A 13,835-nucleotide genomic window follows, 5' to 3' on the forward strand; every position below is an offset into this window, starting at 1 on the left:
GTGAAGGAACACCCCCTCCCCATGAACCAAGAGCTGCTCTGGGTCCTCGGCCTGCTGGCCATCGTCGTCGTCCTCTTCATCATCAACCGCCCGCGCATGGACGTGGTCGCGCTGATGGTGATTCTCGCCCTGCCGTTATCGGGCATCCTTACCGTGGAACAGGCCCTGGCCGGCTTCAGCGACCCCAATGTGGTGCTGATCGCGGCCCTGTTCGTGATCGGCGAAGGCCTGGTGCGCACCGGCATTGCCTACCGCATTGGCGAGTGGATGAGCGAGCGGGCCGGCAACAGTGAAGTGCGCCTGCTGGTATTGCTGATGGTGGCGGTAGCGGGGCTGGGCTCGGTGATGAGCTCGACCGGGGTGGTGGCGATCTTCATACCGGTGGTGCTGAGCATCGCCGCGCGCCTCAAACTGTCACCCAGCCGCCTGATGATGCCCTTGAGCTTCGCCGGCCTGATCAGCGGCATGCTCAGCCTGGTGGCCACGCCCCCCAACGTGGTGGTGCACAGTGAACTGGTGCGCCATGGCGAGCAGGGCTTCAACTTCTTCAGCTTTACCCCGTTCGGCCTGGTGGTGCTGGTGCTGGGCATCGGCTACATGCTGCTGACGCGCCACTGGCTCAATGGTGAAGTGCGCAAGGACGGCCGCGTGGAAACCCGCCGTACGCTGCTCGACCTGGTGCTGGACTACAAGCTCAACGGCCGCGAGCGGCGCCTGCGCATCCGCCCCCACTCGCCGCTGATCGGCCATACCCTGGGCGAGCTGGAGCTGCGCACCCGGCATGGCGCCAACGTGATCGGCATCGAACGCCAGCACAAGTTCACCACGCGGGTCATCGCGGCCGACTCCAACACCGTGCTGCACCAAGGTGACGTGCTGTTGCTCGACCTGTTCGCCAACCGCGACGACCTGCGCAGCCTGTGCCAGACCATGCAACTGGAACCCCTGCACTTCAAGGCGGCGTACTTCATCGACCAGTCCCAGGAGCTGGGCATGGCCGAAGTGTCGCTGCCCCCCGGCTCGCAGTTGGTCGGCAAGAGCATCCTCGAGCTGGCGTTCCGTAGCCGTTTCGGCCTCAACGTGGTGGGTTTGCGCCGTGAACAGGCCGCCATCGAAGAGCAATTGGTGGAAGAAAAGCTGCGCCTGGGCGATACGCTGCTGGTGGTAGGCCCCTGGAAAGCCGTGCGTCAACTGCAAAGCAACCCCCACGACTTTTTAGTGTTGAGCCTGCCCGCCGAAGTCGATCAGGTCGCCCCGGCCCGCAGGCGCGCACCGCAGGCCTTGCTGAGCCTGGCGGTGATGGTCGGCCTGATGGTCAGCGGCGCGGTGCCCAATGTCATCGCCGCCTTGATCGGCTGCCTGTTGATGGGCGCGGGCCGCTGCATCGACATGAACAGCGCTTACCGGGCCATCCATTGGCAGAGCCTGGTACTGATCGTCGGTATGCTGCCCTTTGCCCTGGCCCTGCAGAAAACCGGCGGTATCGACCTGGCAGTGACCGGCCTGGTCAGCTTGCTCGGCGACGCCGGACCGAGGGCCATTCTGGCCTGCCTGTTTGCCGTGACCGCGGTGATCGGCCTATTCATCTCCAACACCGCCACCGCCGTGCTGATGGCACCGGTAGCAATCAGCACCGCCACCCAGTTGGGCATGTCGCCCTACCCGTTCGCCATGACTGTGGCCCTCGCCGCATCGGCAGCGTTCATGACGCCCGTCTCGTCACCCGTCAACACCCTGGCGCTCGGGCCTGGGCAGTACCGCTTCGGTGACTTCGTCAAAGTCGGCGTCCCTTTTACCTTGCTGGTGATGCTGGTCACCGTACTGATGGTGCCGTGGTTCTTCGGCTTGTGATGAAATCGACAGGGAATGCAGGCAATTTGACATTATCCAGCCGGATCGCGGCAGATTGACACCCACTGCCCTGTGGAAACACACTGATACGTAATTGCCCCAGGTGCTTCAAGGCGTTTTCCTGGATTTCGTTTCCGCTTGCCGGTCGAGTTCATGGTTTTTCCAGCCCAATCGCGCTTGTTGTCCTACGTCGCTCTGCTTTGCCTGACCTTTGCCTTGACCCTGGGCGGCATCCTGGCACGCCCGATCGAGTCCCTGTCGCTGTTCTGGCCAGTCAATGCGGTACTGGTCGGCGTGCTGTTGCGTTACCCCCGTCAGGCCAATGCCCTTGGTTTCACACTGGTGTGGCTGGCCATGGTGGCGGCCGACCTGCTGTGCGGCAGCGATTGGATGCCGGCCTTGTGGTTCAACCTGTGCAACCTCGGCATGGTGTTCAGCGTGTGGCAGTTGCTGGCACGCGTGCCGCGCCTGCACCGCCGCATGCGCAGCCCGCATGGCGTACTCAGCGTGTTTGCCGCTTGCGCGGCCGGTGCCATGGTCGCGGCGAGCCTGGCCTCGGTCATGGCCGCCCCCTGGTTCGAGCAATCCCTGCAGGCCACCTGGTTGGCCTGGTTCAGCGAACAGTTCTCGACCGGCGTACTGGTGCTGCCAGTGCTGCTGACCGCCCCCTCGGTACGCGCCCTGATGCGCAGCGGCGCCCAGCCGGTACGTTTGCCGCCCCTGCTGGTGCTGCTTGCTTCGCTGGCCTTCAGCATTGCCTTTGGTGGGCCAGGCGCCATTGCCTTCCCCATTGCCGCACTGTTGTGGTGTGCCTGGACTTACCCGCCGTTTCTGGTCTCGCTGCTGACGCTCACCGCTGGCAGTACGCTGATCGTCGCGGTCGCACAAAACCTCATGCACTTCAGCGTGCCGCAAAGCGAACCGGGGGTCACTACGCTGATGTCGGCGCGCCTGGGCATCGCCATGCTGGTGCTCGGCCCGCTGGTGGTGGCCTGTGTCAGCCAGGCCAACCGCAGCCTGCTGGCGCGCCTGGCGCATCAGGCCACCATCGATCACCTGACCGGTGTACTGACCCGCAGCGCGTTCACCCGCCGTGCCAACGCCCTGCTCGACAGCCGCCAGCAACACGGCCCGGCACTGCCGCTGACCTTGATGATGCTGGACATCGACCATTTCAAAGCGATCAATGACGCGCATGGCCACGCGGTCGGTGACAAAGTGCTGCGCCATTTCGCCCGCACCCTGCAAGACCAGTTGCACGAAGGGCAGCTGTTCGCACGCATGGGCGGCGAGGAGTTTGTCGTGGTCCTCCCGGGCCTTGCGCCGGAGCGTGCCAAATTCACCGCCGAACGCCTGCGCCGGGCGGTGCAGGACCTGCATGTGGTGCAGGCCGACCATCGCCTGCAGATTACCGTGAGTATCGGCCTGGACGGCTGCGCCGCCGAGACCCCGGCACCGAGCCTGGACGAACTGCTGGCGCGCGCCGACCAGGCGCTGTACCGGGCCAAGGCCCATGGCCGCAACCGTGTCGAACAGGCCGAGGCACAGCGCCAGGTGGTCTGACTCACCCGGCCAGCAAGTCCCAGGACAGCTTGGCGATCAGTACGCACAGCAAAATCAGGAACAGCCCGCGCACGAACCCTGCCCCCTTGCGCACCGCCAGCCAGGTGCCGGTCAAAGCGCCGAGAATGTTGCATGCCGCCATCGGCAAGGCGATGGCGTACAACACGTTGCCCGACGGCACGAAGAACACCAGCGCCGCCAGGTTGGTCGCGATGTTCACCACCTTGGCCGAAGCCGAGGCATGCAGGAAGTCCAGGGCGAAGAAGCGAATGAACAGGAAGATCAGGAAGCTGCCGGTGCCTGGCCCGAACAGCCCATCGTAGAAACCGATCGCGCCGCCGATTAGCACCGCCAGGCACTGCTCCTTGCGACCGATCTGCGTGGGCTTGTGCAAGGTGCCGAAGTCCTTCTTGCAGAATGTGTAGATCGCCATCAGGACGATCATCACCAGCACTGCCGGGCGCATCACGCTGGGCGGCACCAGCGATACTGTGGCGGCGCCGACGAACGACATGACGAAGGCACTGAGCGCTGCGGGCACAATCAGCCCCCAGTCCAGCGTGACCTTGCGAATGAACGAGCGCGCCGCAAAGGCCGTACCACACACCGAGGCCAGCTTGTTGGTGCCCAGCAAGGCCGCCGGTTGCGCGGTGGGCAGCACGTTGAACAACGCCGGAATCTGAATCAGCCCACCACCGCCCACGGCGGCGTCGATCAAACCGGCGGCAAAGGCGAATACAGAAAGTACGGCGATATCCATCATGATACAGCTCCAGGCAGTGAGTCAGCCTGCAAGGCTAATCAAAGTGCCGCACTTGTGTTGAAATGCCACATTGCGAAAACTGCAACGAGGGCTAGGCAATGGCATTGGACATGCTGCGGGAGATTCAGGCGTTCGTCAGTGTGGCGCACAAGCGCAGCTTCGTTGCCGCAGCGCGCGCCCTGGGCCGTTCACCCAGTGCAGTGACGCGTGCGGTGCAAACCCTGGAAGACAATGCCGGCAGCAAACTGCTCAACCGCAACGCCAATGCCGTGACCCTCACCGAAGCCGGCGAGCGCTTGTTGCCCCATGCCGAACGCTTGCTGGATGCGCAACGTGATGCAGCCGATGAGCTGGCCGCGCTCAGCGGCAGCGCGCAAGGCTGGATCCGTTTTGCCGTGCCGCAGTTGCTCGGTGAACATGTGCTGCCACGGGTACTCGCCGCGTTCTCCCAACGCCACCCACAAGTGACCCTGGACGTGCAGTACAGCGATGCCGCCCTGGACCCGCTACTGGACAAATTCGACTTCGTGGTGCGCGGTGCCTTTCCGCAATCCAGCGAACTGATCGGCTATCCGCTGTGGGGCTACCGCCGCCATCTCTATGCAAGCCCTGGCTACCTGGCCATGGCGGGCAACCCGCAACACCCCGATCAGTTGGAAGACCACGCACTGATTCTGCATACCGCCCCGCGCATACTCAAAGCCTGGCACTTCTGCCGTGATGGCCAGATCACCAGCCTGCGCCCGACGCCACGGCTTCGCCTGGATTCGGGCGATGCGGTGTACCACAGCGCCTTGGCAGGGGGCGGTATCGCGCGCCTGGCAGCCTGGGTTGGCGAAGCCCAGGTCGAAGCCGGGCGCCTGGTGCGGGTGTGCCCGCAATACCACTTGACTTCAAGCACAGGCCAGGACCCGCAAATGCACGCGGTCTACCCCGCTGGCGAGTTGCCCGCACGGGTGCGTGAGCTGTTGCAGGCCCTGCGCCGCGCCGGCCTGTCGGCCTGACCCAAGCACCCGAAAAGGACTGTTCAAATTCTGCTCAATTTAACAGAGCCCGCTTCCGGCTTGGCTTACAGCATTTTATCCACAGACCTACCCACGTTTTTTGTGGACAGATTTCCCAGCGCAAAGAACGACTTATCGCACATGCAGCAACGCCGAATTGGCCAGCTTGACCAGTTTGATCCATTCGAGGGTGCTGATCACTCCCGACTGTTCCAGCACGCCGGCACTGCGTAGCGCCTCATCGTAGCCCTCCTCGTCGAGGGAGCCTTCAGCGAGAAAACGGCAACGCCACTCCAGCATGGCTGAAGTGCCTTTCTTGCATTCCATGTATGTTCGACTCCAAGGCAAAAGACCGGCCCGTCCATGCGGGCCGTATGACGGCGGCGGGAGACTACACGAGCCATTTGCACTTGAGAATGACTTGCAGCTACCGCTGGTCAAGCGATAGCGATCGAGCGGGGTTGGCGAAGGGCGCGCACGTGCGGGCCCATCTGGCGAATCAGACGGGCCGCAGAGGGGGAAGTGTGGTGAATATCAGCTTGGCGGGATGGTGCCTAAAAGACCTATCAGAATGGTCAGTAGCAGAAAACCACCCAGGAACAGCGTCAGCTTGCCCATCGGAACCTCTACAGTGTGATGCGGGGATGGGCATATTGTCTTACTTGGCCTGATACGGTTACAGATTCAGGTTTGCAGAAAAAAAGCAGATCAGATACACCGCAGGTGCGCCACATTCGTCGAAACAAGTTGAATCAGGTCAGTTGCTTGAGCTTCTCTGCTGGCAACCAGCCCAGCTCGCCATCGCCTTGGCGCCGGCACCATATCCAGCCATTGAGCGGGCGAAGTATCTGCACCAACTGCCCCGGGTCGGCGTCCAGTTCATGGGCCGAGTAGTCATCAAGCGCCCTGCCCCGCCCCACGCTGATCGGCTCGATGAGCTGGGCCGGCACCCAGCCCGGTTCCTGGCCGGTGCACGAACACAGGTACCAGTCCTGCCAACCCGGCTCCCCCTCATAACGCGGGCCGATATCCAGCAGCGTGCCCTTGACGAAACGAAGCGGGCGCGGGTATTCGCTGCGGTGGGACTCGATCACGATGTAATGCATACGCCTCTCCTTGGCCAGGGAAATCAGGGATCGTAGCAGATGCTGTCTGATATGCATTTGCTCAAGCCGCGGCCCATTAACCTCGCCAGCGGCCCGCTTCAGGGCCTGTAATTGCTACACAAGATTTCGAAGCTCACGGCGCGCCTGCTACAGATCACTGTAACTGATGACGCTATCGAACTCGCTTCAATACCCGTCAATCCGTGGTATTGAGCGCCATCTGAAACACACTTCTTGAAATGGACAGACTCAAGATTTGTAGGATTTTATCCTGTGGTTCGTAGGACAACTCTAGGCAGCAGCGTGGCCCTGTACGAAACATCAGTTTCATCGGCAAAATCGAGCTGATACGGTCCAGTTTTCCTACAACGGCACGGACGCCTACCGCATGAGAAAAGCATGGACCCGTTCGACTCCTCAGCCCTGAAACTACAGAAAAACCTGCTGACACTGCGCCGGGCGCGTGACCGCCTCAGGCAGGAAGGCAATGACAAGGAAGCGGATCAGCTTGCGCAACAGATCGCGCGAATCGAGGCGGTGTTGAGCAATATGCAAGGTACGATCAGACCGCCAACATTGCAGTGAGCCCAAGCATTTTCGTGTACAGCGGGTGCGCGCCCTTCACGAACATTGCCGAAGGGCGCGTCGGTCACGCCTGCGCCTGCCCCGCAGGCTCTCGGTAACTGGCACAAAAGTAACCCTGTGAAAGGTTCAGCCGGGCAAAGATGACCAAGCCTCATGACGCGAATTGTGTACCCTGTACGCCTTATGCCGTTCGCCGTTGGAAGCGCCCATGAATAAATTGATCCTACCTGCAGCCATTTTCTTTAGCGTGCTCATCGCCGGCAAGCTAGCCGAGCACTTCGGGCTTGAGGGCAGCTGGAAAATCGGCTTGCTCTGCCTCGTGGCAGCGGCCGTGCAGATCGCGGTTTCGCGTTTGCAGCGCATGCAGCAGCAAAAAGCCCAACGTTGACTCGCCTGCTGCCTCTGGTTTTTCCACCTTAGCAGGGGCGCTTTCGCGGGCTTTCTTTCGCCCCTTGAAGTGAGAATCAATATTCCAGTTAGGAAAACATCGCTTCATAGCAGACCGGTCAGCGGCCAACTGGGTGCACTTGATGACAATTTTTGCATGCCCAAAAACGCAAAAAGCCCTGAATAATCAGGGCTTTGAATATGGCGGAAGCGTAGAGATTCGAACTCTAGGATAGTTGCCCATCGACGGTTTTCAAGACCGTGGCATAAGCGCCCGATCCATGCGGCGCGAGCGGGTAAATCAATTCCAAAACAAAGACGAAACGGCACGGCCACAGGCCGCATAATGCAAGAGTCGCCATTTCAGTTTTGGAATCGATTTTTCGCCCTTCTCCGACCTTCTGCCGACCTACTCCAAACCCCTTTACGCCCTGAAGTCAAAAGCCTCTGGCGATTGCGTCGTCACGTAGTGCGCCAGGTAGTTGTCTAGGACATTTTCCGGATCATCGAGCAAACGGTAACCGGCCAAGTCACCGTTCTTCACGTGATAAACCTTTCCGTCGCGCTTCCCTTCGTCAAGAAACAGGGCATCACCCGCATCAGTCAACAGCCAGCAACGCAGGTAGTGCACAGAACTCGCCTGGATGCTTTTGACGAAATCCCTGACCAGCGCCTTTTTCACCCCGCGCAGTACTCGGTAGCGCTCGATTGTCAGACGTCCGCTGTAGGAAAAAGGGGAGTTGGTCCAATCCATGGACCAATAGGAGCGTTCGGTCAACATAAAGGACCAGAAATAGCGATACAGCTCCTTCCATCGGGGCGGTAGCATCGCGCAGTTTCGCTCGAATTCAGGTCCCTCTGTTTCAAGTGGAAGAGGCGCCAGATCGAAGAACAGATTCAGCTTCCGCCCTTCAGCCGCCAGAGATGCCATCCAGGTGCCCTCAAACATCCTGAACAGCACTATCGGCTCCGCATACTCACGCTCGATAGCCGCGACGGTACGAGGAAAGGCTGCGGCAAAGCCAGGAAACATTTTGCCAACTGATGCGCCGAGCCCATCGATTACCACGCTCTTCAGGCGCGGCCTCTGCTCGTCGCCAAGATCATCTGCGCTCGTGCACACTAAATCGTACCTATCCTTGTCAAGCATCATTTATCCCTAATTGAATTCCATCTTCAGATGACTGTATCGGCCGGACAAAGCTTATCACCAGCAGGACTCACTCCCTCTACTGATTGGGGATGCCGATAGCTGCGGGCTTATTCAGAGCCTCCTTAGCAGTCCGTGAGCGTGAAAGGCCGTCTCTCTCGCAGCAAAAAATAAGCACTAGCCGCCCAAGCACCGCTTACCCGGATCTGCAATCCGATACAAGAATTGCCACCTCACGCGGCCTAGGCGGAAATATCAGTTCCGAAACGAATCGAGATTTACCGGGCTGTAACCCGCATTCTACAAGGGTCGCCCTTTCTGTTTTGGAACTGATTTTGGGCCCCTTTCGCCCGCCTGCAGCGCTGTACAAAGCGCCTAAGACAACCTCAGCACTGGCTCGACCCAACTTCGGATCGCCCCCCCTCCAAGAGCCGCGGCTGACGTCTACCGCCAACATCACCATGCAGTTTCCTGGGGGTATTTGGCGGTGGTAAAGGGTTGATTTCATTGGGTCTAACGCCCCACCACCACCCCTCATTCCCCAGTCAGTGGTATCACAATTGGTATCACCCAGTGGCTGTCACTGCCTGTCAGCTATCGACCCAAGCGGTCTTTTCCAAGCAGGATGGTCATTTTTAACCTCCATCATGTGATCCATGGCACGTCCCATTCTTCGACCATGATTCAGTTAAGAGTTGAAGCCAGGCTCGGAAGAATCTGATTAAACTCGTCCTGCACTGTCTTTATCGCGCCATTGAAACGTGGATCGCCCGACAGAATCACTCCCATCTGTAGGGTCATCATGTTCAGACCATTGCTATTCCTCAGCACGTCCTGAACCAGCGCTGCAGGATAGCCTTCGGCATGACGGCGCAAAGGGTGAAGCCCGCTATGCACAAACGAGTTCATCGCTTGGTAATTCACCTCTTTAAAATTGAGCAGCATGCTCGAAGCTTGCTCTGGAGCCTTCTCCACTATCTGATTAAGCATGGCAGTGAACATCGGCATTTTCTTAGCTGCATGTTCTGCCTCCAGCGTCAGCGGAGAACCTAAAGTCCCGACCTGCTGATCGGTAGCCGCATACAAGATCCAAACGCTTCGAGTCAGGGCTTCGTACTGCAAACGCAGCATTGACAACGCTGAGGTGTAGTACCCAGCGCTCACCAACAACCGAAGGCTCAAAGCGTGCTCCAGCGCCATGCCACATGCTACTAAGGCGATTTCATGACGTATGTCGGGATACGCCGGAACCCCGTGAAGCAGCCTCAGAATTTCGTCGTGCAGCTCATCTGACCTATTCAGAAGATCATCCATGCCTACCCTCCCACGTTTTGGTCAAAACGCGGGGATGCTACTATGCCATGCACGATAGATTCACCTTAGTTACGAAACTCATAGTGATAGAAGGAAGGCGCACCGAGCTGTTCAAGATGCCTCTTCATCCTCAACCAACGCCCACAGCCTGGCCGACTCGGCAAACTCCAGCATGTCGGCCAACTGGTCGGCGTCAACGTCACTGCGTCGATGCGCAGAAATCGCGAGTTCGGCAAGCACCGCGGCCCGGCCATCAGGATCTGCCACCAACGCCGACTGGTCATTGAGTTCCGCCAACCACGCCGTTGGCAAGCTCAGCATTTGACTGTCCACAGCTGATCGATTCGCGTCGTATAGGATTGGCTCATCATCTCCCTCCTCATTCCCCAGTCCGGTGTCGCCGGTACGCTGGCGGCTCGCATTGTCCCCCTCCCCCAGCGCTCGTTGATGTCATCCATCACCTGCATCAGTCGGTCACATGCCACCGATTGCTTGAGCGCAAACAAGTCCTCTGAAAACTCACCTGGTTGCCGCAGGTCCATCAGCAGCACCTCTGCCTTGCTGTACCGAAAACCCGGCCGGAAGATTCGCGCAACAGCATCGGTGGCCAGTCGGGTCATCAGCAGCGTGTCGCAGGTTGGGTATGGCAGTTCCACCAGCGCCCCTTGTGCGTGGTGCGCCTCGTCCGGGTTGAACATGCCGGTGCGAATGCTGACGCGCATGCGCTTGCACACTGAGCCCTGGGCCCGGAGTTTCTCCGTTGCTCGGCCAACGTAAGTGGCCACTGCCTGCTTGATGGGCGCCAGCTCTGTCAGCCGCATGCCGAACATCCGGCTGCAGCAGATTTCCTGCTTTGGGGGTTCGGCCTCGTCCAGTTCCAGGCACGGGGTGCCAGCCAGCTCGCGGGCAGTCTTCTCCACCACCACACTGAATTTTTGCCGCAGCGTCCAGGCATCAGCCTTGGCCAGATCCATAGCCGTGTGGATGCCCATCGCCTCGAGGTGGGCGGTCATCCGCCGGCCAACACCCCATACCTCTTTCACCTCTGTGTTGCGCAGCACCCAATCGCGCTTGAACGGATCGGTAATATCGACCACGCCACCTGTCTGCGCCTGCAGCCGCTTGGCGGTGTGATTGGCCAGCTTAGCGAGCGTCTTTGTGCTGGCGATGCCCACACCCACCGGAATGCCGGTGCACTGCAATATCCGTGAGCGAACTCTTCGCCCGAATTGCGTCAGGTTTTCTTGAATGCCTGACAGATCGGCGAAGCATTCATCGATGCTGTAGACCTCCGTGGCAGGCACCATCGACTCGATTAGCGTCATAACGCGCTCGCTCATGTCGCCGTACAAGGCATAGTTGCTGCTGAAAGCCATGATGCCGTGTCGGCGCAACTTATCCTTTGCCTGGAAGTACGGCTCGCCCATTTTCACGAATGGCTTCGCGTCGTAGGACCTGGCAATCACGCAGCCGTCGTTGTTGCTCAGCACCACTATCGGGACCTTCGCCAGGTCAGGCCGAAACACCCGCTCGCAGCTCGCATAGAACGAGTTGCAATCGATCAGCGCGAAGACCTGGTCACTGCGCATGGTCGCGAACGCTGTAACGCACAACGCCCCAGACGACGAGCTCATCGCCTTCCATGATGTACCGCGGCGGGTACGCTGGATTCTCCGATTTCAGAATCACTACGTCGTCGCGACGATGCAAACGCTTGCAGACCGGCTCGCTGTTTACTGCGGCAATGACAATATCGCCATGTTCGGCCTCACGGCCGCGATCTACGATGACGATGTCGCCGGAGTAAATCCCCGCCCCTTGCATGCTGTCGCCCTCCACTTTCACCAGATACACATGGGGTGCGCGGAGGTCGAATAGCTCATCAAGGGAAATATGGCCTTCCAGGTGGTCCGCTGCAGGGGATGGGAAGCCGGCCGGAACGTGAAACGAATACAGCGGTAACGGTTCGGTACCGCCGGTTGGCGTACCCAAGAATGTGATCGTCATGATGGAAGGTCCAATGCAAACTGTATGCATATACAGTAAATCTGGCATCGGGTGCCCGGTCAATCCTGGGCAGCGAAATTTCTGACGGGCGAGAGGTGGGAAAATGTGCGGACGGTACTCGATCTACGAGTCGATGGATTACTACCTGCGCCAGCTATCGCTGGACCTGATAGCGATCAACGGCTACGACCATGAGCCGATCAACCGATACAACGTAGCGCCGTCCACTCGCGTGGAAATCGTTCGCCAGGTTGGGGATCGATTGAGCGTGGACCGCGTTAAGTGGGGATGGTCGCCATTCTGGGCGAAGGGAAAGCGCCCCGATCCGATCAATGCTCGAGCCGAGACGGTGGTGACGGGGAAGTTCTTCAAGGGCCTTTGGCCGAATGGCAGAGCTCTTGCGCCTGCAAATGGTTGGTTTGAGTGGATCGCTGATCCAACGGAACCAAAGCGAAAGCAGCCTTACTACATCACCAGCGCCGACGGCGGCCCGCTCTTCTTTGCGGCGCTGGCAGAGGTGCACCACAGCCTGGAGCCGGACGAGCGCGATGGGTTTGTGATCATTACTGCAGCAGCCGACCAAGGCCTGGTCGACATCCACGACAGAAAGCCCCTGGTGCTGTCCCCTGAGACTGCTAGGGAATGGATGGACCCCGGTACAACGAGTGAGCGCGCGGAGGAGATTGTCGAAGCAGGATGCCGACCCGCTCATGATTTTCGCTGGTTCCCGGTAGGAAAAGCAGTCGGCAAGGTCGGTAACCAGGGACCAGAGCTAATCGAACCTGTCAGTGAGGAGAACCGCCAGGGCGACCTAGAGCTTTAAGCTGGTATTCGCTAACCGCTTGGAATTGCGATTCTGCGATCATGCGCAGTCGCTCGATCTCCAGGGGTGACGCGCCATCGGCCTGAGCCTGGTGATAACGCTTCAATGCTTCGACTGCATCGGTGTACATCGAATGATCTGGGAACAGTAACGGCGGAACATTTGACATTACAGAGCCCCTTTCAATGGATGGTATCAGGCGCCTGTTTGGCCTCGATCAGTTGAAAATCGATGACCGCCTGGTAGAGGGAGTCCGCGATAAGGCGCAACCGCTCCACCTCTTCAGCAGACGCGTTAGCAGCCTCAGCGGCTCGGAGCTCCCTCATGGCATCAATTGCCTTCTTAATCAGCGCCTCACCGGCCTCAACAATCCCAATGAAAGATCGCTTAGCCACAGTCACTCCAATCAGTTAATTGATGAAGCATAGGGTAAGACGACCCAAGCAGCTACAGCAGGCAAAGATCCCTGCATGTCAGAAAAGTTGACCGAGTTGAGACGGCTCCCAATTCATGATTACCAGCTCACCGGTCACATCGGCCTGGCCATGCCTCTGGTTCGCGGTGGTATACCGGATATCCAACCGCTCGAAGTGGAACCCGTCAAAAGCCGCTCGAATGTCGGGATGGTCGTTGATGCTCACCATCACCTTGCCTTTGCAAGTGCGCATGAACTCGGCCATGCGCTCATATTGCTCGAAAGTGAAGTCGACCCCGTAGCCTGCGGTCTGCCAGTAAGGCGGGTCCATGTAGAAGAAGGTGTGCGCTCGATCGTAGCGCTGCGCGCAGTCGAGCCATGACAGATTCTCGACGTATGTACCGGCCAGCCGTTGCCAGGCCGCGGAAAGGTTCTCCTCAATGCGCAGCAGGTTGATAGCAGGGCCGGTGGTGGCGGTGCCGAACGTTTGCCCAGTAACCTTCCCGCCGAAGGCGTGCTGCTGCAGATAAAAGAACCGCGCCGCGCGCTGGATATCGGTCAACGTCTCCGGTCTCGCCATCTTTTGCCACTCGAAGATCTGCCGAGACGAAAGTGCCCATTTGAACTGTCGGACAAATTCCTCCAAGTGGTTCTGCACCACCCTATACAGGTTGACCAGATCGCCGTTGAGATCATTCAAGACCTCCACCTGGGCAGGTTGTGGTCGCATGAAGTAGAGGGCGGCGCCGCCGGCGAAGACTTCGACGTAGCACTCATGGGCGGGGAACAGCGGGATCAAGCGGTCGGCCAGGCGGCGCTTGCCGCCCATCCAGGGGATGATTGGGTTAGTCAATTTGCAAACCTTTA

17 protein-coding genes are annotated in these 13,835 nt (G+C 59.4%); 6 read left to right on the forward strand and 11 right to left on the reverse strand.

The window, feature by feature from the left end; all coding sequences use genetic code 11:
* Positions 1–21 precede the first annotated feature (21 nt).
* Both CKW22_RS14835 and CKW22_RS14840 read left to right on the forward strand, forming a co-directional pair.
* Positions 22–1,851 carry an SLC13 family permease gene (locus CKW22_RS14835; protein WP_095064293.1) on the forward strand — a complete coding sequence of 610 codons (1,830 nt, stop codon included), beginning with the start codon at positions 22–24 and terminating at the stop codon, positions 1,849–1,851.
* Positions 1,852–1,989: 138 nt separating this feature from the next.
* Positions 1,990–3,414, forward strand: a complete 1,425-nt coding sequence (locus CKW22_RS14840) for a GGDEF domain-containing protein (RefSeq protein WP_095064294.1) — start codon at positions 1,990–1,992, stop codon at positions 3,412–3,414.
* A gap of 1 nt (position 3,415) precedes the next feature.
* On the opposite strand, the gene CKW22_RS14845 is transcribed toward CKW22_RS14840, so the two are convergent.
* Positions 3,416–4,177 carry a TSUP family transporter gene (locus CKW22_RS14845; RefSeq protein ID WP_033696804.1) on the reverse strand — a complete coding sequence of 254 codons (762 nt, stop codon included), beginning with the start codon at positions 4,175–4,177 and terminating at the stop codon, positions 3,416–3,418.
* A gap of 98 nt (positions 4,178–4,275) precedes the next feature.
* Here CKW22_RS14845 and CKW22_RS14850 point away from each other — a divergent pair, with 98 nt between their 5' ends.
* The gene (locus tag CKW22_RS14850) at positions 4,276–5,181 is read left to right on the forward strand and encodes a LysR family transcriptional regulator (RefSeq protein WP_095064295.1); all 906 of its coding nucleotides are present in this window, start codon (positions 4,276–4,278) and stop codon (positions 5,179–5,181) included.
* 132 nt (positions 5,182–5,313) lie between these two features.
* Here CKW22_RS14850 and CKW22_RS14855 read toward each other — a convergent pair whose 3' ends face one another.
* Positions 5,314–5,508, reverse strand: a complete 195-nt coding sequence (locus CKW22_RS14855) for a hypothetical protein (RefSeq protein ID WP_033696802.1) — start codon at positions 5,506–5,508, stop codon at positions 5,314–5,316.
* Positions 5,509–5,933: 425 nt separating this feature from the next.
* Positions 5,934–6,287, reverse strand: coding sequence for an SH3 domain-containing protein (locus CKW22_RS14860; protein WP_095064296.1), 354 nt, complete (start codon positions 6,285–6,287; stop codon positions 5,934–5,936).
* A gap of 399 nt (positions 6,288–6,686) precedes the next feature.
* Between CKW22_RS14860 and CKW22_RS14865 the strand changes: the two genes are divergently transcribed.
* Both CKW22_RS14865 and CKW22_RS14870 read left to right on the forward strand, forming a co-directional pair.
* Positions 6,687–6,872, forward strand: coding sequence for a hypothetical protein (locus CKW22_RS14865; protein ID WP_033696800.1), 186 nt, complete (start codon positions 6,687–6,689; stop codon positions 6,870–6,872).
* Positions 6,873–7,080: 208 nt separating this feature from the next.
* Positions 7,081–7,260 carry a hypothetical protein gene (locus tag CKW22_RS14870; RefSeq protein WP_033696799.1) on the forward strand — a complete coding sequence of 60 codons (180 nt, stop codon included), beginning with the start codon at positions 7,081–7,083 and terminating at the stop codon, positions 7,258–7,260.
* Positions 7,261–7,683: 423 nt separating this feature from the next.
* On the opposite strand, the gene CKW22_RS14875 is transcribed toward CKW22_RS14870, so the two are convergent.
* The 5 genes from CKW22_RS14875 to CKW22_RS14895 form a co-directional block, all read right to left on the reverse strand.
* Positions 7,684–8,409 carry a hypothetical protein gene (locus tag CKW22_RS14875; RefSeq protein ID WP_143500740.1) on the reverse strand — a complete coding sequence of 242 codons (726 nt, stop codon included), beginning with the start codon at positions 8,407–8,409 and terminating at the stop codon, positions 7,684–7,686.
* A gap of 684 nt (positions 8,410–9,093) precedes the next feature.
* Positions 9,094–9,723, reverse strand: a complete 630-nt coding sequence (locus CKW22_RS27850) for a hypothetical protein (RefSeq protein WP_256577297.1) — start codon at positions 9,721–9,723, stop codon at positions 9,094–9,096.
* A gap of 111 nt (positions 9,724–9,834) precedes the next feature.
* Entirely contained in the window at positions 9,835–10,044 is a 210-nt protein-coding gene (locus tag CKW22_RS14885) for a hypothetical protein (RefSeq protein ID WP_095064298.1), read from the reverse strand.
* The gene (locus CKW22_RS14890) at positions 10,038–11,312 is read right to left on the reverse strand and encodes a Y-family DNA polymerase (protein ID WP_095064299.1); all 1,275 of its coding nucleotides are present in this window, start codon (positions 11,310–11,312) and stop codon (positions 10,038–10,040) included. Before CKW22_RS14890 ends, CKW22_RS14885 begins: the two co-directional genes overlap by 7 nt.
* Positions 11,302–11,730: a LexA family transcriptional regulator gene (locus CKW22_RS14895; protein WP_095064300.1), complete on the reverse strand. Its 429-nt coding sequence runs from the start codon at positions 11,728–11,730 to the stop codon at positions 11,302–11,304. Before CKW22_RS14895 ends, CKW22_RS14890 begins: the two co-directional genes overlap by 11 nt.
* A 103-nt stretch (positions 11,731–11,833) precedes the next feature.
* Here CKW22_RS14895 and CKW22_RS14900 point away from each other — a divergent pair, with 103 nt between their 5' ends.
* Positions 11,834–12,553, forward strand: a complete 720-nt coding sequence (locus CKW22_RS14900; RefSeq protein ID WP_095064301.1) for an SOS response-associated peptidase family protein — start codon at positions 11,834–11,836, stop codon at positions 12,551–12,553.
* Here CKW22_RS14900 and CKW22_RS27855 read toward each other — a convergent pair.
* The 3 genes from CKW22_RS27855 to CKW22_RS14915 form a co-directional block, all read right to left on the reverse strand.
* On the reverse strand, positions 12,516–12,722 hold the full coding sequence (locus CKW22_RS27855; RefSeq protein ID WP_095064302.1) for a hypothetical protein: 207 nt from the start codon (positions 12,720–12,722) through the stop codon (positions 12,516–12,518). The two genes, CKW22_RS14900 and CKW22_RS27855, sit on opposite strands and share 38 nt — an antisense overlap.
* 13 nt (positions 12,723–12,735) lie before the next feature.
* Entirely contained in the window at positions 12,736–12,948 is a 213-nt protein-coding gene (locus tag CKW22_RS14910) for a hypothetical protein (protein ID WP_033698135.1), read from the reverse strand.
* Between the two features lie 78 nt (positions 12,949–13,026).
* The gene (locus CKW22_RS14915; protein WP_095064303.1) at positions 13,027–13,821 is read right to left on the reverse strand and encodes a DNA adenine methylase; all 795 of its coding nucleotides are present in this window, start codon (positions 13,819–13,821) and stop codon (positions 13,027–13,029) included.
* Positions 13,822–13,835: the final 14 nt, after the last annotated feature.

This window comes from Pseudomonas sp. Irchel s3f19, assembly GCF_900187555.1.
Classification (GTDB): Bacteria; Pseudomonadota; Gammaproteobacteria; order Pseudomonadales; family Pseudomonadaceae; genus Aquipseudomonas; species Aquipseudomonas capeferrum.

Excerpts from the sequence above, each read along its gene's own strand:
- CKW22_RS14835 (WP_095064293.1), top strand. The coding sequence starts at position 22 with ATGAACCAAGAGCTGCTCTGGGTCCTCGGCCTGCTGGCCATCGTCGTC.
- CKW22_RS14845 (WP_033696804.1), bottom strand. The coding sequence starts at position 4,177 with ATGATGGATATCGCCGTACTTTCTGTATTCGCCTTTGCCGCCGGTTTG.
- CKW22_RS14850 (WP_095064295.1), top strand. The coding sequence starts at position 4,276 with ATGGCATTGGACATGCTGCGGGAGATTCAGGCGTTCGTCAGTGTGGCG.
- CKW22_RS14855 (WP_033696802.1), bottom strand. The coding sequence starts at position 5,508 with ATGGAATGCAAGAAAGGCACTTCAGCCATGCTGGAGTGGCGTTGCCGT.
- CKW22_RS14860 (WP_095064296.1), bottom strand. The coding sequence starts at position 6,287 with ATGCATTACATCGTGATCGAGTCCCACCGCAGCGAATACCCGCGCCCG.
- CKW22_RS14865 (WP_033696800.1), top strand. The coding sequence starts at position 6,687 with ATGGACCCGTTCGACTCCTCAGCCCTGAAACTACAGAAAAACCTGCTG.
- CKW22_RS14870 (WP_033696799.1), top strand. The coding sequence starts at position 7,081 with ATGAATAAATTGATCCTACCTGCAGCCATTTTCTTTAGCGTGCTCATC.
- CKW22_RS14875 (WP_143500740.1), bottom strand. The coding sequence starts at position 8,409 with ATGCTTGACAAGGATAGGTACGATTTAGTGTGCACGAGCGCAGATGAT.
- CKW22_RS27850 (WP_256577297.1), bottom strand. The coding sequence starts at position 9,723 with ATGGATGATCTTCTGAATAGGTCAGATGAGCTGCACGACGAAATTCTG.
- CKW22_RS14885 (WP_095064298.1), bottom strand. The coding sequence starts at position 10,044 with ATGCTGAGCTTGCCAACGGCGTGGTTGGCGGAACTCAATGACCAGTCG.
- CKW22_RS14890 (WP_095064299.1), bottom strand. The coding sequence starts at position 11,312 with ATGCGCAGTGACCAGGTCTTCGCGCTGATCGATTGCAACTCGTTCTAT.
- CKW22_RS14895 (WP_095064300.1), bottom strand. The coding sequence starts at position 11,730 with ATGACGATCACATTCTTGGGTACGCCAACCGGCGGTACCGAACCGTTA.
- CKW22_RS14900 (WP_095064301.1), top strand. The coding sequence starts at position 11,834 with ATGTGCGGACGGTACTCGATCTACGAGTCGATGGATTACTACCTGCGC.
- CKW22_RS27855 (WP_095064302.1), bottom strand. The coding sequence starts at position 12,722 with ATGTCAAATGTTCCGCCGTTACTGTTCCCAGATCATTCGATGTACACC.